We start from the raw sequence: 21,427 nt of genomic DNA on the forward strand, positions 1-21,427 counted from the left end.
CTTCATGCAGCGCTATTTTATTGAGCCTTTGCAGAAAAACGGTGATCATATTTCAATTACGGGTGAAGATGCGTCGCATATGGCCAGAGTGATGAGGATGGTGCCTGGAGACAAAATCGTCTGCAGTGATAATACGGGCATGTCCATGGTGTGCGAGCTCATCTCCGTTGCGGCGGATCATGCCGAATGCAAGGTGCTTGAAGTGTATGAGGATCGTTCGAGCCTTCCGGTGAGTGTCTGTATCGCACAAGGCCTCCCAAAAGGAGATAAGCTTGAGTGGATCGTGCAAAAGGGGACAGAGCTTGGAGCCGCTAGCTTCTTCCCTTTTTCTTCTTCTCGTGCCATAGTCAAATGGGATGAAAAAAAGGGTGCGAAGAAAACAGAGCGGCTCGGAAAAATTGCAAAAGAAGCAGCGGAACAAGCGCATCGTTCGGTCGTCCCAGTCGTTCAATCTCCAGGTTCGTTTCAGGATTTGCTAAAAATGGCGGAAACGTATACGATAAAAATTGCTGCTTATGAAGAAAGTGCGAAAAGCAGTGAAACTTCCATGTTTGCTGCTGCTCTTAAGCAAACCCGTCCTGGTGACTCCATACTTTGCGTGATCGGTCCAGAGGGCGGGCTATCTGAAAAAGAGGCGGATGCCTTAGTGTCGCACGGTTTTCAATTATGCGGTTTAGGTCCAAGGATATTGCGGACTGAAACAGCTTCTTTATATATGCTTTCCGCTATTTCTTATCATTTTGAATTATTGGGGTGAGGATTATGCCATCCGTTGCATTTCATACATTAGGCTGCAAGGTTAATCACTATGAAACGGAAGCCATCTGGCAGCTATTTAAATCAGAAGGCTATGATAGAGCTGAGTTCGAGCACTCGGCAGATGTGTACGTAATCAATACGTGCACGGTAACGAATACGGGAGATAAGAAAAGCCGCCAGGTCATCCGCCGGGCCATTCGTTCTAATCCCGATGCGGTCATTTGTGTTACAGGTTGCTACGCCCAGACGTCGCCTGCAGAAATTATGGCGATTCCGGGTGTAGATGTTGTTGTCGGAACACAAGATCGTTCAAAAATGCTCTCATATATTGAACAATACAAAGAAGAACGCATGCCGATCAATGGTGTGAGCAACATCATGAAGGCACGGCTGTACGAAGAATTGGATGTACCAGCTTTCACAGACCGTACCCGGGCTTCCCTAAAGATTCAGGAAGGCTGCAATAACTTTTGTACGTTTTGCATCATCCCTTGGGCACGTGGACTTCTCCGCTCCCGTAAGCCGGAAGAAGTGCTCGCACAGGCTCAGCAGCTTGTGGATGCCGGCTACAAAGAAATTGTTCTGACGGGAATCCACACAGCTGGCTACGGCGAAGATATGAAAGGTTACAACTTCGCGATGCTGCTTTCGGACTTGGACGAAAAAGTTCACGGTTTAAAAAGAATTCGTATTTCATCCATCGAGGCCAGCCAGATTAGTGATGAAGTGATTGATGTCATCAGACGCTCTGATAAGGTCGTGCCGCACCTTCATATACCGCTTCAATCAGGTTCCAATACCGTTCTTCAGCGCATGAGAAGAAAATACAGCATGGAGATGTTTGGTGAACGCCTGGACCGTTTAAAAGAAGCGCTGCCAGGTCTAGCTGTTACTTCTGACGTTATCGTCGGTTTTCCGGGCGAGACAGAGGAAGAATTCATGGAGACGTTTGAGTTCATCCGAAACCATCAGTTCATGGAGCTGCACGTGTTCCCTTACTCTAAGCGTACAGGGACGCCTGCGGCTAAAATGGATAATCAAGTGCCTGAAGACGTGAAAAACGAACGTGTTCACCGTTTGATCGCTTTATCCGACCAGCTTGCAAAGGAATATGCATCCCGCTACGAGAACGAGGTAGTAGAAGTTATTCCAGAAGAAGAGTCCAAAGATGCGGCGGGACATTTTATTGGATACACACCAAATTATTTAAAAGTTATTTTCCCTGGAACGGAAGATATGATCGGCAAACTAGTCAAAGTAAAAATCACAAAAGCTGGTTATCCTTATAATGAAGGCCAGTTCGTGAAAGTGGAAGACGAAGCTGTACTTAAACAGGCTTCACACGCTTAATACGAAGGCATTAAATCCCGGTCACTGAATCACCGGTTTTTTGTCTGTCTTTTGCGTTTAACTGTCACTCGATTTTTGTCGAAAACTTTGTTATGATACGATAGTGAAAATTTTTAATGAAGAAAGGATGGTTTGCATGACAAATGTAAACATCGCTAAAATGATCGACCACACAGCTTTAAAAGCTGAAACAACAAAAGAACAAATTCTTACTCTGTGCCAAGAAGCAAAAGAGTATAACTTTTTCTCTGTATGCGTAAATCCTACTTGGGTATATACAGCTTTTGAAGAATTAAAAGGAACAGATGTAGCCGTTTGTACTGTCATTGGCTTCCCGCTTGGTGCCAACACTCCTGAAGTTAAAGCGTTCGAAACGAAAAACGCGATTGAAAATGGAGCAACGGAAGTAGATATGGTGATCAACATCGGCGCACTAAAGAGCGGCAATCTTGAACTCGTTGAAAAGGATGTTCGTGCTGTCGTTGAAGCGGCTAAAGGAAAAGCTCTAACGAAGGCGATTATTGAAACGTCCCTTCTTACTGATGAAGAAAAAGTGACAGCATGTGAAATTGCTGTTAAAGCTGGAATCGACTATGTTAAAACGTCAACAGGCTTCTCAACAGGCGGAGCGACAGTAGAAGACATCCGCTTAATGCGCAAAACAGTGGGCCCTGACATCGGAGTAAAAGCATCTGGCGGCGTACGCGACCGCGCAGGCGTTGAAGCTATGATCGAAGCAGGCGCAACACGTATCGGAGCAAGCGCAGGCATCGCCATCGTAAAAGGCGAAACAGCAAAAACAGATTATTAATCATTATGGATTGTATGAAAATCAGGAGGGAGACAAATCCTCTTGATTTTTTTTTGGAAAATAAACCGATCGCGTCAACTTTCGGAAGTGCAATCAGATTATACTTCCATTTCTCCATGATGGATGACTGGTATATCTCTTTTTTACTCCTTTGATTTCTTCGTTGAATAGGATTGATCGCAGTGAAAGGTGCCGACTCCAGCGGGATGAGTGAGAAGGTGAGACCTTCCAATGGCGCTTGCGACGGAAGGGCTCACCGCTCACCCCGCGGAAAGCGTGCACCTGTAACGGAGATCAATCGCATCTTAGTATTCAGACGAATAGATTTGAAAATTTGAAGTTGACCGTCTGCCATGGATATATTATAATATCCTAAGATATGTGACGCATTCTTACTTAATTTGTAAGGGTGGTCTGGAGGGAGGGATATACAATGTCAGAAACTCGTGTTCGCAAGAACGAATCCATTGAAGATGCTCTTCGTCGTTTTAAAAGATCCGTTTCCAAAGATGGAACTTTGGCTGAAGTTAAAAAGCGCAAACATTACGAAAAGCCTAGCGTAAAGCGTAAGAAGAAGGCTGAGGCAGCTCGAAAGCGCAAGTTCTAAGAGAGGGTGAAATCCACCTATGAGTCTTCTTGATCAACTCAATCAAGACATGAAGCAAGCGATGAAAGACAAGAATAAGCAAAAGCTGTCGGTTATCCGAATGGTGAAAGCTTCCATCCAGAACGAGGCCATTAAAACAGGCCGCGACCTGAATGAGGAAGAAGAGCTTACTGTCCTCACTCGCGAAATGAAACAAAGAAAAGACTCCCTCCAGGAATTTGAAAAAGCAGGCCGCGATGATTTAGCGTCCAGCTTAAAAGAAGAAATAGTTGTTCTGACTGATTATATGCCAGCACAGCTTTCCGAAGATGAGCTAAACGAGATTGTAACATCAACCATTGCGGAAGTTGGGGCATCCTCCAAAGCTGATATGGGAAAAGTAATGGGCGCCCTTATGCCTAAGGTAAAAGGGAAAGCAGACGGTGGACTTGTCAACCGTGTCGTCCAGCAGCATTTATCTTAATAACAACGAAACACGCCCTGCAGCTAAGCTGCAGGGCGTTTTGTGTTTTAAGATTTTGTGATTCTCCTTTAACAGGTGATAGTTTTCACCCTCCTCTCATAAAAATAAATGAGAAGGGGGTTTTTTTATGTCAAAATGGCGGCAGCAGGTCAGCAAGTGGATGATGCAGAAAATGGACCTCCCGGCTGATGTAGTCATGGACTTGCCTCGAATTACCATGATCGGACAATTGCATATATATATTGAAAACCACAGGGGGGTATTATCGTTTTCAAACGAAGAGCTGAAATTAAAGCTGAAATCAGGTGCTCTCGTTATAGAAGGTGATGGTTTTTTAATTAAGACTGTGATGCCTGAAGAAATCTTGTTAGAAGGCAGGATATCAGGAGTAACGTTCATGGATGAAAGCCCGGGTCACCAATCAGGAAAAGGGGGGAAAGGATGAAGAGAGGCTGGAACGACACACTAGCGGGTTATGTGAAAATCGCTGTAATCGGGCCAGGCGGCGACAAGTTTTTAAATGACTGTATGGAACATCGCCTGAACGTATGGAACATAAAGCGGATCTCTGAGGCTTCGTTTACTTGCTGTATTTCATTAGCGCACGTGAAAGAGGCGCGTGCTATTCTGAAAGGCTCAAAAACAAAGATACGATTTTTAGAGAAAAAAGGGACGCCGTTTACCCTTAGAAAGCTGTGGAGAAGAAATGGAATTCTAGTTGGATTGGGGGCATTCTTCGCGATCCTGCTCTTTCTATCGAACATGGTATGGAATATTAATGTGACAGGAGCAAATGCTAAAACAGAATACGAACTACGAAAGGCTGCAGCTGCCATTGGAGTGAAAAAAGGAAAACTGATTTTCTTTCTTCCCGATGCCCGCCAGCTGCAAAAGAAACTGACTGATCAGATGGGCAATGTAACGTGGATTGGTGTTACCCAAAGAGGGACAGCTTATCACTTTCAGGTGGTTGAAAAAGAACTGCCTTATAAACCTCCCGTTAATGGGCCGAGGCACCTTGTCGCACGTAAAGAAGCCGTCATCCATGATTTGTTCGTAGAAAAAGGCCAGCCTCTCGTCCGAGTCAATGATTCGGTAGCAAAGGGAGCTGTTCTCGTGTCTGGATACATCGGAAAAGACAAGCATGCCAAGCTAGTCAGTGCGACAGGGGAAGTCATGGGTGAGGTATGGTACGAGTCAAAGGTTGAAGTCCCGCTCACTACGACGTTCAGCACGTATACAGGAAAACAAGAAGACCGCCATTTTATCTCTTTAGGAAGCTTGCCGGTTCCCGTTTGGGGGTTGTCGAATGGAGAGTTCAAACACTTTACAAAAAGAAAAGATGAAAAAAATATCCGGTTCCTTAAGTGGACCCTGCCTGTTTCTTATGTGAAAGAAGAATATAGAGAGACGGATGGAGTGAAGAGAGACTACTCTGTCAAGGAAGCCGAGAAAGTGGCCAAGCAGATGGCTGCAGAAGAATTGCAAAAGAAACTCCCTCACGGTGCAAAGATATTAGAAGAAAAGGTTTGGCGCAAATCTCGTTCAGATGGTAAAGTTAAACTAACGATGCTGTATCTGGTAATTGAAAACATTGCATCTGTACAACCTATACCTATCCAACAAGGAGAATGAGTAGTTTGTCAGAAACGAAAAAGCTAAATCGTTTGCAGCTGGAAAATCAAAGTGAAGCACTTGCGTTATTCGGCCCGAACGATGCCTATTTAAAAGTGATGGAAGAAAAACTTGGAGTGGCCATATTCACACGCGGTGAAGATGTATCGGTCTCTGCGGCTGATGAAGCAAAGTCAGGTCAGGTGGAAGATGTATTACTTGTCCTGTTAAGCCTGATTCGTAAAGGCATCCATATTTCGGAACGCGATATTGTTTACGCCGTTCAGCTTTCAGAGAAGGATTTGCTCGAAGAACTCACCGAGCTTTATGAAGAAGAAATTACCCAGACAGCAAAAGGGAAATCAATCCGTGCCAAAACACTGGGACAAAGACATTATGTGTCAGCATTGAAAAAAAGAGATATGGTCTTCGGTATCGGCCCTGCTGGAACGGGGAAAACGTACCTCGCTGTCGTTATGGCTGTAACCGCACTAAAAGAAGGCAAAATAAAAAAAATTGTCCTCACACGACCTGCCGTTGAGGCAGGTGAAAGCTTAGGGTTTCTTCCTGGTGATCTAAAGGAAAAGGTCGATCCATATTTACGTCCGCTGTACGATGCGCTGCACGATCTTTTAGGGGCGGAACATACGGAGCGCCTTATTGAACGTGGCATAATTGAGATCGCACCGCTCGCGTACATGAGAGGACGTACACTGGACGAATGCTTCGTTATTCTTGATGAAGCCCAGAATACGACACCCGAACAAATGAAAATGTTCCTCACACGTTTAGGGTTCGGTTCCAAAATGGTCGTAACGGGGGACACGACACAGATTGATCTGCCTAAAGGAAAGCAATCCGGACTCAAAGTAGCGGAAAAGACACTTTCACTCGTGCCTGGCATCGCCTTCATCCACTTAAGGCAGCTTGATGTTGTGAGGCATCCTCTAGTTCAGCGGATTATTTCCGCTTACGAGCAAGAAGAAGCACCTGTCTAATACAGTAAAAAGCGAGCATCTGCCCGGGCTCAGTCGCCAGGGCAGATGCTCGCTTTAGTGATGAAAGAAATCGAAACACCGGAAATTTTATAACGAAAGCTCAATATGAGCGGTATATATATATCATACCAAGAATGTCCACGATTTGTTAAAATGGTCAAAAGAAGGTTTTTCTAGGGGGAACCGTTTTGAAGCATTGGCGTCAATACATAAAGTCCATCAGAATCGACATGCTGTTTATGTGGTTTATCGTTGTAGGTGCGGTCATGTTCGCCGTCATGTTCTCGAATGTAACGCCGGAAAAAGTAGATGTCGTTTTGCTAGAGCCTTCTCCTGCTGACATCCGCTCTCCGAAAGCTGTTATTTTAGTAAATGAAACCGAAGAAAGAAAGCGAAAAGCTGAAACAGCTGTAGAAGATATATATTATTATGATAAAGGTGCCGGGCTTGAACAAGCAAAGAAATTGAATGAACTTGTTGATGCTATCAAGAAATTGAATGAAGTAGAAAGCAAGAAAAAAGATGAGGAAAGAAAGCTGACTGTTGATGAAAAAATTGCACAGATCAACGATGTCAAAGGTGATGCCCAAGTGTCACCCGCCTCGCTTGGCGTCCTGTTCGAATCATCAGCAGACCGTTTGGAGTCTGTCAAAACTTTGTCAACATCGGTGATCAGCTCGCTGATGAGTGAAGAAATCGAATTGAATAAGGTCCAGCAAGCCCGTCAAAACGCCGAGCAGATCATCAGCCAGAATGCATCTTATCCAGACACCCTTGAAGATGCAGTTGTGGAACTGACTCAATCCTTTATCATCCATAATAAGGTGCTCGATTACGAAAAAACGAGAGAAAAAAGGAAAGAAGCGCGTGACAGTGTTCAGCAGGCGGAAATTAAGGAAGGGGAAGTTATCGTTTCAGAAGGTGATCTTGTAACAGCCGAAGTGTACAAGCGTCTTGAATTAGCAGGGCTGACCAGTAAGAAAATCAGCTATAAACCATTTGTCGGGTTATTGCTGTTTATCGTGCTATTGTTGGCAGGGCTGTATTACTTCGTAAAAGACAGCTTTGAAAAGGAAAACACAAAAAAGCATGCCGTCATTTATGTGATTCTTCTTGTCTTCTCGATCCTGATGATGAAAATCGTCAGTCTTGCCGGTATATCTGGGCAGATGTATTTATATTATCTCGTTCCGATCGCTGCGGGGACGATGATGCTGAAGATGTTGTTCAGTGAACAGCTTGCACTCGTTACGAACGTCGCTTTATCTTTGTGTGGGGCTGTTATATTTAATGAAAACACAGCAAGCAGCTTTCATTTCGTGATGGCGCTATACATTCTTTTAAGCGGCGTTGCCGGTGTTATTTATTTAGGGAAGAAGCATATTAAGAATAAGATTATTAAAGCAGGACTCTTTGTTTCTTTCGTGAATATCGGTACCGTCCTTCTGATCCTCCTCATACAGGATGGCAGTTATTCGGCAGCTGAGACAGGTGCTGAACTTGGAGCGGCATTTCTATCTGGTTTTTTATCATCGGTTTTGACGCTCGGGTTATTGCCGGTGATCGAGTCATGGTTTGGCATCTTATCGACAGCTAAGCTGATTGAATTATCCAACCCGAATCACCCGCTTCTGAAGAAAGTGTTGATGGAGGCTCCAGGTACGTACCACCACAGCATTATGGTGGCGAACTTGTCAGAAGCTGCGTGCGAATCGGTTGGTGCAAACGGCCTGCTGGCAAGAGTAGGATCGTATTACCATGACGTTGGCAAGGCGAAAAGACCTCATTTCTTTATTGAAAATCAGATGAATATGGACAACCCTCATGATAAAATTGCACCGCATTTAAGCAAGACGATCATTACAGCCCATCCTTATGATGGGGCGGATATGATCAGGGAGTACAAGCTGCCGAAGGAAATCGTGGATATTGCAGAACAGCATCACGGTACAACGCTGCTGAAGTATTTCTATCACAAAGCAAGCCAGCAGTCTGATAAGGAAATCAGCGAGATGGAGTTCAGGTATCCTGGTCCTAAAGCACAAACAAAAGAGACAGCCATCATCGGGGTGTCTGATGCGGTAGAAGCAGCGGTCCGATCGCTTAGCAGACCAACACCGGTAAAGATCGAACAAATCATAAAAAAGATTATCGCAGAACGGCTCGATGATGGGCAGTTCGATGAATGTGACATCACCTTGAAAGAACTTGACACGGTGGCCAAGACATTAAGCAATACACTCAAAGGGATATTTCATTCTAGAATTGAGTATCCAGAAGAAATGAAAAAGGTGGAAATAAAATGACCCTTCAAATTGACTTTATGGATGAAACAGAACTTCTGACAGTTCAAGATCAACAATTTGTAGGAGCTGTACTTGAAAAAGCAGCAGAAATGGAAGACACTGGACCTGCAGAGGTCTCTGTCACGTTCGTTTCACGGGTAAGAATTCAAGAAATAAACAGCGAATACAGAGGAAAGAATAAGCCTACTGATGTGATCTCTTTCGCGATGGAAGAAGGCGATGATGAGCTTTCGATCAAAGGGGCTGACCTTCCAAGAATGCTTGGCGATATTATCATCTGTCATGATGTCGCCAAAGAACAAGCAGAGGATTATGGCCATACGATGGAACGAGAGCTTGGATTCTTAGCGGTTCATGGATTTCTTCATCTGCTCGGATATGATCATATGACGGATGTGGAAGAGAGCATCATGTTCGCAAGACAAGAAGAGATTCTTGCCTCTCTTCAATTAGGACGATGAGATGAAGTTTTCAGCTAACAAACTTAAAGCGAGCTTCGGATATGCATGGTCAGGCATCAGTAATGCTTTCCGTTCTGAACAAAACCTAAGAATTCATTGCAGTATCAGCATCGTGGCGATTGCAGCAGCCGCGGTGCTTGATTTTTCTGTGTGGAGGTATTGTGTGCTTTTCCTTGTCATTGCTTCGGTCCTATCACTTGAACTGATGAATACAGCCATTGAAAATGCCGTCGACCTCACAACGGACGACATTCATCCTTTGGCAAAAAAAGCGAAAGATGCTGCTGCAGGTGCCGTTTTGGTTTTTTCGCTGTTTGCTGTTATAATCGGTATACTGCTATTTTTTCAACCAGCAGTAGAAATGATAAAGCAATGGAACGCTGGAAGGTGATAATATGGATAAAAATCAATTAATGGAAGAAGCTAAACGCGCGCGTGAGCTTGCTTACGTCCCGTATTCAAAATTTAAGGTGGGCGCTGCCCTTTTAACGGAAGACGATAAAGTGTATATCGGTTCTAACATCGAAAATGCTTCATACAGCCTTTGTAACTGTGCAGAACGAACAGCACTTTTTAAAGCGTATTCAGAGGGCGACAAATCATTCAAAGCGATGGCCGTTGTAGCCGATACGAAAAGGCCTGTCCCACCATGCGGTGCATGCCGGCAAGTTATATCCGAGCTTTGCCCTCCGGACATGACGGTATACTTAACAAACTTAAAGGGCGATGTACAGGAAATCTTAGTGAAAGAATTGCTTCCTGGAGCTTTTTCAGCGGAGGATTTAAATGATTAAAGAGAACTACAAATCTGGCTTTGTCACGATTATCGGCAGGCCGAATGTGGGCAAATCAACGCTGTTGAACAAAGTGATCGGCCAAAAGATTGCGATCATGAGCGATAAGCCACAGACGACTAGAAATAAAATTCAAGCTGTCTATACGAGAAATGATGCGCAAGTGATTTTCATTGATACACCAGGCATCCATAAGCCTAAGCATAAGCTTGGTGATTTTATGACGAAAATCGCTCAGCAGACTCTGAACGAAGTTGATCTGATCCTTTTTGTCATTAACGCTGATGAAGGATATGGCCGAGGGGACCAGTTCATTATCGACCGTCTCGAAAATGTGACGAGTCCCATTTTTCTCGTGGTGAACAAGATTGATCTCGTTCATCCGGACAAGCTTCTTCCGCTTATCGATGAGTACCGGAAGAAGGTGAACGTCGCGGAAGTGGTTCCCATTTCCGCCCTTAAAGGAAACAATGTGAATACACTCATGGACCAAATTCTTGCATACATGGAAGAAGGTCCTCAATATTATCCAGAGGACCAAGTCACAGATCATCCTGAACGGTTTATTACGGCAGAGCTCATAAGAGAAAAAGCGCTTCACTTGACTCGTGAAGAAGTGCCGCATTCCATCGCGGTCGTGATTGAACAGATGAAAGAACGGGAAGGCGGCCGCGCTGTCTACGTTCAGGCTGCGGTGATTGTAGAACGTGATTCTCAAAAAGGAATCGTGATTGGAAAAGGCGGAAAGATGCTGAAAGAAATCGGTCAGAGAGCGAGAAAAGATATTGAGACGCTGTTAGGAACGAAAGTGTTTCTTGAACTTTTCGTCAAGGTGCAGAGCGACTGGCGCAATAAACAAAAGCAGCTGAAAGAGCTCGGGTTCAGTCAAGACGAGTACTAAGAAATGGGAAAATTTCCATCGTATGATAAAACAGGAGTTACGGCAACCTATATGTAACAGAGTGAAACAAACAATATAGAAGGGTGTGGATAGTCCATGAAGGATTTTACCTGGAAAGTGTTTTGTGAGACAGGTAATATTGATACCTATTTGTTGTTTAAAGAGCTCGAGAGTGAAGGCGAATTTTCGTTCAGCTTTATGGAAGATAAAGCTGAGGATCTGCCTTTGCAATAATAGGGGGCCTCATCCGCGTTTGGATGGGAGTGAGATGGTTGATCATTAAAGCAGAAGGAATCGTTATTAAAACGATCCCGTACGGCGAGTCAAATAGTATCGTAACGCTATTTACAAGAGAAGCAGGAAAAATAGGTGTGATGGCGAGAGGGGCGAAGAAAACAAAAAGCCGCCTCTCTTCTGTCGTGCAGCTTTTTACATATGGAATGTATGTGATCCAAAAAGGCAGCGGGCTAGGCACGCTGAATCAAGGTGAAGTCCTCAGCAGTTTTCGCTCCATCAGGGAGGATTTAGTAAAAACATCATACTGTGCCTATATCTGCGAACTGCTTGATAAAACAGCTGAGGAAAATAAACGAAATCCTTATTTATTTGAACATGTCTACCAGTCGCTGCGTCTTATTGATGAAGGGACCGATCCTGAGATCATCACCCTCTTGTTTGAAATGAAAATGCTTTTGACGGCCGGTGTGAAACCTCAAGTCTCTCAATGCGCGTCATGCGGTGCTCAGGAAGGGAACTTTTCTTTTTCTGTAAGGGAGGGCGGGTTTCTTTGCGAAAGGTGCCGCCGCCATGATCCGTATTGCCTCAATCTTTCAACAGGCGCAGCTAAAATACTGTATCTTTTCTCTACGCTGGATATCCAGAGACTTGGCAATGTTTCTGTAAAAAAAGAAACGAAGAATGAGCTGAGAACCGTAATGGATGCATATATGGACGAATACTTGGGTGTCTATTTAAAGTCTAAAAAGTTTTTATCTCAGCTCAACAAACTCGATTTATAACCTGTCTGATTATCGGCAGGTTTATTTTTTTACCTTTCATGAGGTAAATAGGTTATAATATTTCAAAAGAGTATAACACATTGAAAATGCATAGGGTGGTGTTAACGATAGAACTCAATAAGAGGCAGCAAAAAATATTAAGCATCGTAAAGGATCATGGTCCGATTACGGGCGAGCAGATTGCTGATAAGCTGGAGCTTACTCGGGCGACGCTGCGTCCCGATCTGGCCATTTTAACCATGGCTGGATATCTTGACGCGAGACCGAGAGTCGGCTATTTTTATACGGGAAAGACAGGGTCTCAGCTCTTGACGGAGAAAGTTAAAAAGATCAAGGTAGGAGAATATAGTTCTATGCCTGTCGTGATTCATGAGTCCGCAACGGTATATGAAGCGATTGTCACGATGTTTCTTGAAGATGTCGGCACTCTCTATATCAGCAACAAGCTTGGGCAGCTGGCTGGGGTTGTATCACGAAAGGATCTTCTGCGTGCTAGCATGGGAAAACAGGACATGAACTCCATTCCCATTAATATTATCATGACGAGAATGCCGAACATTACCGTTTGCTTCAAGGAGGATTATTTGCTTGAAGTCGCCCATAAGCTGATAGATAAGCAGATTGACGGTCTGCCTGTCGTAAAGCATGCAGAAGATGGACAGGGGCTTGAAGTGATCGGCAGGATCACGAAGACAAACATTACAAAAGCATTCGTTGAACTGGCAAGAGATGAGATCATTTGATGAAGAAGGAGGCTATTATGGCATCTGATAGACCCGTAGTTTACGTCGTTTCGGATTCAGTAGGTGAAACGGCGGAACTTGTTGTAAAAGCGGCCGCGAGCCAATTTAATTCTGCAGGTATAGAAATAAAGCGTGTACCATATGTGGAAGATGCGCAGACAATTGAAGAAGTCATTTCACTCGCTTCAGAATGCAGCGGTATTATTGCTTATACACTGGTTATTCCGTCGATGAAAGAGCATTTGGAGAAAAGGGCAGCAGAAGCCGGTGTTTCGGCAGTGGATATCATGGGACCGATGATGACGCAGCTGCAGCAGCGCCTTAAACAGACGCCCCGCTACGAACCTGGAGTGGTACATAAGCTTGATGATGATTATTTCAGAAAAGTGGAAGCGATTGAATTTGCTGTTAAATATGACGACGGCCGTGACCCTAGAGGAATTTTAAAAGCAGATGTGATTTTAATCGGTGTATCACGCACCTCGAAAACACCACTGTCACAATACTTGGCCCATAAACGCCTCAAAGTAGCGAACGTGCCTATCGTGCCAGAGGTGGAACCGCCAGAGGAACTCTTTACCGTTTCAGCCAACCGCTGTTTTGGACTAAGAATTACGCCGGAAAAGCTGAATGATATCCGAATTGAAAGACTGAAGGCTCTAGGTCTTAATTCTGAAGCCAATTATGCAAACATAAGCCGCATTAAGCAGGAATTGGATTATTTTAATAAAATCATTGACCGAATCGGCTGTCGTGTTGTGGATGTCTCCAACAAAGCGGTAGAAGAATCAGCCAACCTCATCTACAATTTATATCAAGGCAAGTCTTACAAATAAGTGCGGAGATTTCCGCGCTTTTTTATTTCACCTAAAGGAAATTATGAGCTATAACTCTTATCTATCACTTGCAACAATTCTAAACAAGCCAAAAACGCAAGGAATGGTCAGAAAAGTAAGTCTACTTCATCTCTATAGTTTTTGCTGGTGTTCTGACGATTGATTGCTTATAATATACTATTGTGATTAAAAGTGCGGAATTTGTCCTAAAATAGGGTTTATTAGGATAAAAGATAGCGAAATACGATTTAACCTGACATTTATCACGCAATGAAGGATTATGAAGATACATGCAGAACTTAACATTATGACTAAAATAATTCCTAAACGTATGTTAATAGATGCCGATGCTTGCCCAGTTTCCGTGAAAAAGGCCGTTTTGGAAATCAGTTCACACCATCCTATCGAATCAATATTCGTCGCATCGATTGCTCATTCAGGATCTGAGCGACTGGGGGGGAATTGGATATTTGTTGATGCTGTTAAGGAAGAAGCAGATATGTACATTATCAATCATTCAAGTCGTGGTGACATTGTCATAACCCAGGATTACGGACTGGCAAGCCTGCTGCTTCCTAAAGGTGTACACGTCGTTTCGCCACGCGGGAAAAGATATACGGAATTTAATATCGACACCTTGCTGCAAGACCGCTATCTTTCTGCAAAAGCTAGGAAAGCTGGAGGCAGAACAAAAGGACCGGCACGATTTACAGAAGAGGATTTGCAGCGCTTTATATTATCTTTGAAAAAAATATTGTCGAATGAACAAGGAATTGGCTCTTAAAAGACGAATTCTTATAAGCTGTTAAAGAAAACTTGGCTGACGCCATGCCTTAGGTCAGCCTTAGTTGCACATATATGGAAAACGTTAACTTTTTGCGACGGAGAGTATTCCTCTTTGCAAGAAGTTATACCTTCTTATGGTGCAAAAAAGACGTATCAGCGGTTAGCGGTGAGAACGATGGAACGAATACCTGATGAACTGATTGAACAAATAAGGACAACGAATGATATCGTAGATGTCGTAAGCGAATACGTTGCATTAAAAAAACAAGGACGGAACTATTTCGGTCTTTGCCCTTTTCATGGTGAAAAATCGCCTTCCTTCTCTGTATCACCAGATAAACAAATCTATCATTGCTTCGGTTGCGGCTCTGGAGGAAACGTTTACTCGTTTCTAATGAACATAGAAGGGTATACATTTATCGAGGCTGTTTCCCAGCTTGCAGCGAAAACAGGGATTGAACTGCCTCAAACAGGCAGCCGGTTTGAAAACAACACACAAAAGGACGAGAAAAAAGAGATGATGGTGATTCATGAGCTGCTGTCGAAGCTTTATCATCATCTTCTCATGAACACTGAACACGGCAAGAAGGCAATGGACTATTTGTTGAATCGGGGCTTTACAGAAGATGTGATCAACCGGTTTCAGATCGGCTACGCTCCCCCTGCTTGGGATACAGCGGTAAGTTTCCTCACCAAACGCAGCATGCCCGTCCATCTGGCAGAGCAGTCAGGCCTTTTGGCAAAAAGGCAGTTCGATGGAAAATACTTTGACAGATTTCGGAATCGCATTATGTTTCCGATCCATGACCGAAATGGAACCGTCATCGCATTTGGAGGCAGGGTGCTCGGTGAAGGTGAGCCAAAGTATTTAAATAGTCCTGAAACAAAGATTTTTCAAAAAGGGAAAAATCTTTATAACCTGCACGCAGCTAGGCCCGAAATTAGAAAAGCTCAGCATGCTGTAGTGTTTGAAGGCTATGTGGATGCGATCGCCGCTTTTCGGGCAGGGGTGAACAACGGAGTAGCGACATTAGGCACATCTCTGACCGAGGAACAGGCGGTCATATTGAAGAGAAATGCTCAAACGGTCACAATCTGTTACGATTCGGACAGGGCTGGGGTGGAAGCAGCGTTTCGTGCGTCACAAATTCTCCAGAAAGCAGGCTGCACGGTGAAAATTGCGCAAATGCCGGATGGAATGGATCCTGATGACTATATTCGTGAGTATGGCTCTGACAAATTTGTCACGGATATAATAGGGGCGAGCATGACCGTGATGGGCTTTAAAATTCGATATTATAGAAGGGGCAAAAATCTCCAGGATGAAGGAGAACGGATGCTCTATATCGAAGAAATAATCAAGGAGATTTCCCAGCTGCCAAAAGCGGTAGAACGGGATCATTATCTCCGTCAGATAGCATCTGAATTTAACCTATCTCTTGATGCACTAAAACAGCAGCATGGACAAACGCAGCGCCAGTTTCAAAAGCAGCAGGATAGCAGCCCTAAAAACAGGGATAATAAATTTAAAGTACAACCGCTTTTACAGAAACCGCTGCTGCCAAAATACCATAATGCTGAGCGTATGCTGCTTGCATACATGCTCAAAAGTGCGGATTATGCCCAAAGAATTCAAGAGGAGCTCGAAGAGGGATTCAACCTCGAGGAGCATCAGGCATTAGCAGCCTACCTATATGCTTTTTATGAAGAAGGGCATCCTCCAGACGTAGGATTGTTTCTGCAGCGAGTGGAGGATGATAGGCTCAAGAAAATCGCAACAGAGCTTGCTATGCTCACGATCAGTGATGAAATGAGTGATCAGGCTTTTTACGATTATATTAAGAGAGTATCTTCTTATCCTCTGTTCTTGAAGATGCAGGAAAAGGAAAACACGAGAAAAGAAGCAGAGCGGCAGCAAGATTGGGCTTTAGCTGCCAGGATTGCGGTAGAAATACTTGAACTAAAAAAATTACTATAGAGCGTTTCGGCATTGTGCGATGCAGTGGAAGGAGGGGATCGAATGGCTGAAAAACCAAACCGTCAGCAGGCGGAAGGCGAATTAACCATCGATCAAGTTAAAGAACAATTAGTAGAAGCAGGTAAAAAAAGAGGCGGATTAACGTTTAAAGAAATTACGAACAAACTTGCCCCGTTTGAACAGGATTCCGAACAGATGGATGAATTCTACCATTATCTTGAGGAACAAGGGGTAGAGGTAAGTGACGAGACAGATACAGATGAGGACGAGGATGAAGATCCGAAATTTGTTATCGGCAAAGAGGAAGAAGAGTTTGATTTAAACGATTTAAGTGTGCCGCCAGGCGTAAAAATTAATGATCCTGTCCGCATGTATTTAAAGGAAATCGGGCGCGTTGACCTGTTATCTGCTGAAGAAGAGATTGAGCTGGCTAACCGTATTGAAGACGGCGATGAAGAAGCCAAAAGAAGGCTTGCTGAAGCCAACCTTCGTCTAGTTGTCAGCATCGCGAAACGTTATGTCGGACGAGGCATGCTGTTTCTTGACTTGATCCAAGAAGGAAATATGGGATTGATTAAAGCTGTAGAAAAGTTCGATTACCGCAAAGGCTTTAAGTTCAGCACTTATGCTACGTGGTGGATCCGCCAGGCGATCACCCGTGCGATTGCGGATCAAGCACGTACTATTCGTATACCTGTACACATGGTTGAGACCATTAACAAGTTGATTCGTGTTCAGCGCCAGCTTCTCCAAGATTTGGGGAGAGAGCCTTCTCCAGAAGAAATTGGGGCGGAAATGGAATTAACTCCAGATAAAGTGCGTGAAATCTTAAAGATCGCACAAGAGCCTGTATCACTTGAGACACCAATCGGTGAGGAAGATGATTCGCACCTCGGTGATTTTATTGAAGATCAGGATGCGCTGGCTCCGTCTGAAGCAGCAGCTTATGAGCTTCTTAAAGAACAGCTGGAAGATGTACTAGATACACTGACAGATCGTGAAGAAAATGTTCTTCGACTGCGTTTCGGGCTTGATGATGGCCGTACTCGTACACTTGAGGAAGTTGGAAAAGTGTTCGGTGTGACTCGCGAACGTATTCGTCAGATCGAAGCCAAAGCACTTCGCAAACTTCGTCACCCAAGCCGTAGCAAGAGACTGAAAGATTTCTTAGAATAGAATGTGAACGATGCCTGCCTGCCATTGGCAGGCTTTTTTCATTCGCATATTTTACTTTATTTTACTTATTATCCATTTTTAATGCAAATAGAGAAATGTTTGATGTTAAAACAAATATATCATAAGACAATAGCTTAAAAGAAGTCAGAAACGATTAAATAGTTTTAATCTTGTAAAAACTGTCTCTCTGTATCTATAATTGAAAATGAAAGCGTATACAAAATTGAAGCAAAAAAAGGTGGGAGCAGCAATGAACTTTACTTTAACGGAAGAGCAAACCATGATCCAAAAGATGATGCGGGAGTTTGCTGAAGAAGAAGTAGCACCAGGTGCTGAACAGAGAGATAAAGAAAAACGTTTTCCTGTTGAAATCTTTCAAAAGCTATCTAAACTTGGCATGATGGGACTCCCTTTTCCTGAGGAATATGGCGGGGGCGGGGCAGATACGATCAGCTTTGCCATTGCTGTAGAGGAGTTAAGCCGTGCATGCGGGTCAACGGGGATCACGTATTCGGCGCACGTCTCACTTGGAGGGGCTCCGATTAACTTATTTGGAACAAATGAGCAAAAAGAGAAATATCTTGTGCCGATCTGTTCCGGAGAGTCTATGGGTGCATTCGGTTTGACTGAACCGGGAGCGGGCTCTGACGCGGGAGGTACGGAAACAACTGCGATTGAACGAGAAGGCCAATGGATGATTAATGGAAACAAGTGTTATATCACGAATGCGAGCTATGCCAAGCATCTAGCACTTACCGCAGTTACAGCGAAAAATGGCCAAGACAAAGAGATATCGGCCATCATCGTTCCTACTGATGCACCTGGTTTCAAAGTAATCGACAACTATGAAAAAATGGGTCTGCATTCTTCAAATACAACAGAGCTAGTCTTAGAGGATGTAACCGTACCATCAGAAAACTTGCTTGGAAAAAAAGGGGAGGGATTCAAGCAGTTTCTCGTCACCCTTGATGGCGGGCGAATCGGAATCGGCGCTATGGCTGTTGGGATTGCACAGGCGGCTTATGAAAAGGCGCTGGCATATTCACATGAACGCAAACAATTCGGTCGTTCCATATCCAAGTTTCAAGCCATTCAGTTTAAGCTTGCAGACATGGCAATGAAGATTGAGCTTGCCCGTCTGATGGTGTATAAGGCGGCATGGCTGAAGGATCAAGGCAAGAAATTCTCAAAAGAAGCGTCAATGGCAAAGCTTTACGCTTCCGAAGCGTGCATGCAGATCTGCTCTGAATCTGTACAGATTCACGGTGGGAACGGCTATATGAGAGACTACCACGTCGAGCGTTATTTTAGAGATGCGAAGCTGCTTGAAATAGGTGAAGGTACGTCTGAGGTTCAGCGCATTGTTATCGCAAGGGAGATAGGCTGTTAAATTCTATAGAAAACCAGGCTGACATCAAACCTTTCTCGTCAGCCTTGGTTGCATTCCTGCTATGGACGTTCACTTTTTAGCCACCTCGAGTAAACTCCTATGAAAAAAGTTAAACTTTCATATCGTGTAAAAAATGATGGAGGTGTCGTTTTTGGCGGATTTGATGGATTTGACGGTAGGTGACTGCCTGCGGCTGCAGGCAGAGAAGTTCAGTAGACAAGATGCGGTCATATACAGCTCACTCGGGATAAGATGGACGTATGAAGAGTTTTGGAATCTAACAGAAAAGGCCGCAAAGGGCCTCATAGCGATGGGGATTGAAAAAGGCGATCACATTGCGGTATGGGCGACGAACGTTCCAGAATGGCTGATTCTTCAATTTGCATCGGCTAGAGCAGGTGCTGTGCTTGTAACAGTGAACACGAATTATCAAAGCGCAGAATTGGAATATTTATTAAAGCAATCTGATTCGAAAGCTCTATTTTTTATTGAGTCGTTTCGCGGCACCTCATATAAAGGCATCATCGACGAGTTGCGTATAAACAAAAACCGATTTCCGAAGCTTGAGCATTACGTCGGATTGAATTTTATGGATTCCCCATACTCCAGCTGGCAGGAAGTCCTTGCTGCAGGTGAACGCGTGAGTGATGATGAGTTGGAACGACGGGAAAAATCGCTTACATGTCATGATGTTATTAATATGCAGTATACGTCAGGCACCACAGGCTTTCCGAAGGGGGTCATGCTGACACACCGTAACATCGTGAACAATGCACGGCAGATTGCTGAAGCGATGAATCTTTCAGATAAAGACCGATTGTGCATACCTGTTCCATTTTTCCATTGCTTTGGATGTGTTCTTGGTGTTTTAGCTGCTGTTTCTGTCGGTGCCGTGATGGTCCCTCTCGTTGAGTTTGATCCGCTGGAGGTACTAGAGACGGTCGAACGCGAAAAATGCACCGCCCTTCACGGTGTGCCGACGATGTTTATCGCTGAATTGAATCACCCTAGATTTTCAGAGTTTGAGCTCTCGACACTTCGAACGGGCATAATGGCAGGCTCGCCATGCCCGATCGAGGTGATGAAGAAAGTGATCAGCGATATGGGGATGGGTGAAGTGACCATTGCCTATGGACAGACCGAATCTTCCCCAGTCATCACACAGACCACCACGAAAGATACGATAGAACGAAAAGTAGAAACAGTTGGCAGAAAGCACCCGCATGTGGAAGTGAAGATCATTGATCCAATAACGGGAGAAGAGGCCGGTCCGAACACGCAAGGTGAGCTGTGTACGAGAGGCTATCATGTTATGAAAGGCTATTATAATATGCCTGATTCGACAAATGAGGCGATTGATCAGGATGGCTGGCTGCATACTGGAGACCTTGCAACCATAGATGAGGAAGGCTATATCAAGATTACTGGCCGATTGAAGGACATGATTATCAGAGGCGGGGAGAACGTCTATCCTAGGGAGGTAGAAGAGTTTCTTTACTCTCATCCGGCTATCTTGGACGTGCAAGTGATCGGTGTGCCAGACGAAAAGTATGGAGAGCGGGTTGCGGCTGCTATTATGCTTAAAGAGGGCATGATGCTCAGTCCGGATGAATTGATCAGCTATTGCCGAGGGAAAATCGCACGACACAAAATTCCTGAACATATTCTGTTCGTAGACGAGTATCCGATGACCGCATCAGGGAAAATCCAGAAATATAAGCTGAGAGAGCAAGCCATCCAAAACTTTTCCGCCAGACAGAACGCTTGAATGGGAAACCGCGCTTAATGTGCGGTTTTTCTCACGTTTCCGCTTTCCGAAAATGCAAACCTCGCTTTACGTGTAGAGGGGGACAATCTCTGTTGTGATGGGAAGGGAATCGATTACAGGATTTGATGGCACTGAATAGGAATAAATCACGAAAAGTTTAGTTCCCCCTTTTCTTCCCACTTTTTTTAAAGTAAAATAGGAAATGGATTGTTAGCACTTACATAATGTTTGTAAATGAGACAACAAATGCGGGAACAGAAGAAGGAGGAAGTCATTTCATGAAACGTAATCCACTTTTGCCATTTTCGATTATCGGTGTGATTGGAATCATTTTGATCATTACGATGTCATCCATCGGAATCCATAACGCGGATCAAGCGAAAAAGGATAAAGAACAGGCAGCGATGGACCCTGAGGCGATCTTTAAACAGAACTGTTCATCTTGCCACGGGCAAAACCTCGAAGGTGGAGCAGGACCAGCTCTTGACAAGATCGGCGGAAAGTATGACAAAGCTCAAATCGCTGACATTATCCGCAACGGTAAAGGTTCAGGAATGCCTGCAGGTGTGGTAAAAGGCGAAGAGGCTAAAATCATCACTGATTGGCTTGCTGAGAAAAAATAATGTGCAAAAAGCGTCTTGTGAGTCTGCAAGAGGCTTTTTTCATT

Annotated in this window: 23 protein-coding genes; all 23 read left to right on the forward strand. The window is 44.2% G+C overall.

Translation table 11 applies throughout. The features are described from left to right. The first annotated feature begins 4 nt into the window (after positions 1 to 4). The 23 genes from ACFQPF_RS12690 to cccA all read left to right on the forward strand — a co-directional run bounded on the left by ACFQPF_RS12690 (position 5) and on the right by cccA (position 21,383). On the forward strand, positions 5 to 757 hold the full coding sequence (locus ACFQPF_RS12690) for a 16S rRNA (uracil(1498)-N(3))-methyltransferase (RefSeq protein WP_379750109.1): 753 nt from the start codon (positions 5 to 7) through the stop codon (positions 755 to 757). A 5-nt stretch (positions 758 to 762) separates the two neighbouring features. Further along, positions 763 to 2,109, forward strand: coding sequence for a tRNA (N(6)-L-threonylcarbamoyladenosine(37)-C(2))-methylthiotransferase MtaB (gene mtaB / locus ACFQPF_RS12695; RefSeq protein WP_379750110.1), 1,347 nt, complete (start codon positions 763 to 765; stop codon positions 2,107 to 2,109). Positions 2,110 to 2,245: 136 nt separating this feature from the next. Continuing rightward, positions 2,246 to 2,920: a deoxyribose-phosphate aldolase gene (deoC, locus tag ACFQPF_RS12700; protein WP_379750111.1), complete on the forward strand. Its 675-nt coding sequence runs from the start codon at positions 2,246 to 2,248 to the stop codon at positions 2,918 to 2,920. Between the two features lie 433 nt (positions 2,921 to 3,353). Further along, positions 3,354 to 3,527, forward strand: coding sequence for a 30S ribosomal protein S21 (rpsU, locus tag ACFQPF_RS12705; protein WP_094251991.1), 174 nt, complete (start codon positions 3,354 to 3,356; stop codon positions 3,525 to 3,527). 19 nt (positions 3,528 to 3,546) lie between these two features. Then, positions 3,547 to 3,990 (forward strand): GatB/YqeY domain-containing protein, encoded by a 444-nt coding sequence (locus tag ACFQPF_RS12710; protein WP_379750112.1) that lies wholly within the window; start codon positions 3,547 to 3,549, stop codon positions 3,988 to 3,990. A gap of 127 nt (positions 3,991 to 4,117) precedes the next feature. Further along, positions 4,118 to 4,435: a sporulation protein YqfC gene (gene yqfC, locus ACFQPF_RS12715; RefSeq protein ID WP_379750113.1), complete on the forward strand. Its 318-nt coding sequence runs from the start codon at positions 4,118 to 4,120 to the stop codon at positions 4,433 to 4,435. Beyond that, positions 4,432 to 5,625, forward strand: coding sequence for a sporulation protein YqfD (yqfD, locus tag ACFQPF_RS12720; RefSeq protein WP_379750114.1), 1,194 nt, complete (start codon positions 4,432 to 4,434; stop codon positions 5,623 to 5,625). Before yqfC ends, yqfD begins: the two co-directional genes overlap by 4 nt. Before the next feature lie 5 nt (positions 5,626 to 5,630). Continuing rightward, complete coding sequence (locus ACFQPF_RS12725) at positions 5,631 to 6,602, forward strand: PhoH family protein (protein ID WP_379750115.1); 972 nt, start codon at positions 5,631 to 5,633, stop codon at positions 6,600 to 6,602. A 188-nt stretch (positions 6,603 to 6,790) separates the two neighbouring features. Further along, the gene (locus tag ACFQPF_RS12730) at positions 6,791 to 8,908 is read left to right on the forward strand and encodes an HD family phosphohydrolase (RefSeq protein ID WP_379750116.1); all 2,118 of its coding nucleotides are present in this window, start codon (positions 6,791 to 6,793) and stop codon (positions 8,906 to 8,908) included. Further along, a complete protein-coding gene (gene ybeY, locus ACFQPF_RS12735) occupies positions 8,905 to 9,369 on the forward strand; it encodes an rRNA maturation RNase YbeY (protein ID WP_379750117.1) in 465 nt (154 codons plus the stop codon). The genes ACFQPF_RS12730 and ybeY overlap by 4 nt, the downstream gene beginning before the upstream one ends. 1 nt (position 9,370) lies before the next feature. Beyond that, entirely contained in the window at positions 9,371 to 9,760 is a 390-nt protein-coding gene (locus ACFQPF_RS12740; protein WP_379750118.1) for a diacylglycerol kinase family protein, read from the forward strand. A gap of 4 nt (positions 9,761 to 9,764) precedes the next feature. Further along, the gene (locus tag ACFQPF_RS12745; protein WP_379750119.1) at positions 9,765 to 10,163 is read left to right on the forward strand and encodes a cytidine deaminase; all 399 of its coding nucleotides are present in this window, start codon (positions 9,765 to 9,767) and stop codon (positions 10,161 to 10,163) included. Further along, positions 10,156 to 11,064, forward strand: coding sequence for a GTPase Era (gene era / locus ACFQPF_RS12750; protein WP_379750120.1), 909 nt, complete (start codon positions 10,156 to 10,158; stop codon positions 11,062 to 11,064). The genes ACFQPF_RS12745 and era overlap by 8 nt, the downstream gene beginning before the upstream one ends. 96 nt (positions 11,065 to 11,160) lie before the next feature. Beyond that, positions 11,161 to 11,298, forward strand: a complete 138-nt coding sequence (locus ACFQPF_RS12755) for a YqzL family protein (protein WP_379750121.1) — start codon at positions 11,161 to 11,163, stop codon at positions 11,296 to 11,298. Positions 11,299 to 11,336: 38 nt separating this feature from the next. Then, positions 11,337 to 12,083, forward strand: a complete 747-nt coding sequence (gene recO / locus ACFQPF_RS12760; RefSeq protein ID WP_379750122.1) for a DNA repair protein RecO — start codon at positions 11,337 to 11,339, stop codon at positions 12,081 to 12,083. Between the two features lie 86 nt (positions 12,084 to 12,169). Further along, entirely contained in the window at positions 12,170 to 12,826 is a 657-nt protein-coding gene (ccpN, locus tag ACFQPF_RS12765; protein ID WP_379750140.1) for a transcriptional regulator CcpN, read from the forward strand. Between the two features lie 17 nt (positions 12,827 to 12,843). Continuing rightward, the gene (locus ACFQPF_RS12770) at positions 12,844 to 13,662 is read left to right on the forward strand and encodes a pyruvate, water dikinase regulatory protein (protein WP_379750123.1); all 819 of its coding nucleotides are present in this window, start codon (positions 12,844 to 12,846) and stop codon (positions 13,660 to 13,662) included. 280 nt (positions 13,663 to 13,942) lie between these two features. After that, complete coding sequence (locus ACFQPF_RS12775; protein ID WP_379750124.1) at positions 13,943 to 14,446, forward strand: YaiI/YqxD family protein; 504 nt, start codon at positions 13,943 to 13,945, stop codon at positions 14,444 to 14,446. A gap of 177 nt (positions 14,447 to 14,623) precedes the next feature. After that, entirely contained in the window at positions 14,624 to 16,426 is a 1,803-nt protein-coding gene (dnaG, locus tag ACFQPF_RS12780) for a DNA primase (RefSeq protein WP_379750141.1), read from the forward strand. Between the two features lie 42 nt (positions 16,427 to 16,468). Next, positions 16,469 to 17,602, forward strand: coding sequence for an RNA polymerase sigma factor RpoD (rpoD, locus tag ACFQPF_RS12785; protein ID WP_379750125.1), 1,134 nt, complete (start codon positions 16,469 to 16,471; stop codon positions 17,600 to 17,602). 250 nt (positions 17,603 to 17,852) lie between these two features. Beyond that, entirely contained in the window at positions 17,853 to 18,992 is a 1,140-nt protein-coding gene (locus ACFQPF_RS12790) for an acyl-CoA dehydrogenase family protein (RefSeq protein ID WP_379750126.1), read from the forward strand. Between the two features lie 151 nt (positions 18,993 to 19,143). After that, positions 19,144 to 20,760 (forward strand): AMP-binding protein, encoded by a 1,617-nt coding sequence (locus ACFQPF_RS12795; protein ID WP_379750127.1) that lies wholly within the window; start codon positions 19,144 to 19,146, stop codon positions 20,758 to 20,760. A 278-nt stretch (positions 20,761 to 21,038) separates the two neighbouring features. After that, positions 21,039 to 21,383 carry a cytochrome c550 gene (cccA, locus tag ACFQPF_RS12800; RefSeq protein WP_379750128.1) on the forward strand — a complete coding sequence of 115 codons (345 nt, stop codon included), beginning with the start codon at positions 21,039 to 21,041 and terminating at the stop codon, positions 21,381 to 21,383. Positions 21,384 to 21,427: the final 44 nt, after the last annotated feature.

It is taken from the genome of Fictibacillus iocasae (genome assembly GCF_042665465.1).
Lineage (GTDB): Bacteria > Bacillota > Bacilli > Bacillales > Fictibacillaceae > Fictibacillus > Fictibacillus iocasae.

What these genes read in the sequence shown, in the direction of transcription:
- ACFQPF_RS12740 (WP_379750118.1), top strand. Translation starts at nt 9,371, where the DNA reads ATGAAGTTTTCAGCTAACAAACTTAAAGCGAGCTTCGGATATGCATGG.
- yqfC (WP_379750113.1), top strand. Translation starts at nt 4,118, where the DNA reads ATGTCAAAATGGCGGCAGCAGGTCAGCAAGTGGATGATGCAGAAAATG.
- ccpN (WP_379750140.1), top strand. Translation starts at nt 12,170, where the DNA reads ATGCATAGGGTGGTGTTAACGATAGAACTCAATAAGAGGCAGCAAAAA.
- era (WP_379750120.1), top strand. Translation starts at nt 10,156, where the DNA reads ATGATTAAAGAGAACTACAAATCTGGCTTTGTCACGATTATCGGCAGG.
- ACFQPF_RS12770 (WP_379750123.1), top strand. Translation starts at nt 12,844, where the DNA reads ATGGCATCTGATAGACCCGTAGTTTACGTCGTTTCGGATTCAGTAGGT.
- ACFQPF_RS12755 (WP_379750121.1), top strand. Translation starts at nt 11,161, where the DNA reads ATGAAGGATTTTACCTGGAAAGTGTTTTGTGAGACAGGTAATATTGAT.
- rpsU (WP_094251991.1), top strand. Translation starts at nt 3,354, where the DNA reads ATGTCAGAAACTCGTGTTCGCAAGAACGAATCCATTGAAGATGCTCTT.
- yqfD (WP_379750114.1), top strand. Translation starts at nt 4,432, where the DNA reads ATGAAGAGAGGCTGGAACGACACACTAGCGGGTTATGTGAAAATCGCT.
- ACFQPF_RS12710 (WP_379750112.1), top strand. Translation starts at nt 3,547, where the DNA reads ATGAGTCTTCTTGATCAACTCAATCAAGACATGAAGCAAGCGATGAAA.
- rpoD (WP_379750125.1), top strand. Translation starts at nt 16,469, where the DNA reads ATGGCTGAAAAACCAAACCGTCAGCAGGCGGAAGGCGAATTAACCATC.
- cccA (WP_379750128.1), top strand. Translation starts at nt 21,039, where the DNA reads ATGAAACGTAATCCACTTTTGCCATTTTCGATTATCGGTGTGATTGGA.
- dnaG (WP_379750141.1), top strand. Translation starts at nt 14,624, where the DNA reads ATGGAACGAATACCTGATGAACTGATTGAACAAATAAGGACAACGAAT.
- ACFQPF_RS12775 (WP_379750124.1), top strand. Translation starts at nt 13,943, where the DNA reads ATGAAGATACATGCAGAACTTAACATTATGACTAAAATAATTCCTAAA.
- mtaB (WP_379750110.1), top strand. Translation starts at nt 763, where the DNA reads ATGCCATCCGTTGCATTTCATACATTAGGCTGCAAGGTTAATCACTAT.
- ACFQPF_RS12790 (WP_379750126.1), top strand. Translation starts at nt 17,853, where the DNA reads ATGAACTTTACTTTAACGGAAGAGCAAACCATGATCCAAAAGATGATG.
- ACFQPF_RS12745 (WP_379750119.1), top strand. Translation starts at nt 9,765, where the DNA reads ATGGATAAAAATCAATTAATGGAAGAAGCTAAACGCGCGCGTGAGCTT.
- ybeY (WP_379750117.1), top strand. Translation starts at nt 8,905, where the DNA reads ATGACCCTTCAAATTGACTTTATGGATGAAACAGAACTTCTGACAGTT.
- deoC (WP_379750111.1), top strand. Translation starts at nt 2,246, where the DNA reads ATGACAAATGTAAACATCGCTAAAATGATCGACCACACAGCTTTAAAA.
- ACFQPF_RS12690 (WP_379750109.1), top strand. Translation starts at nt 5, where the DNA reads ATGCAGCGCTATTTTATTGAGCCTTTGCAGAAAAACGGTGATCATATT.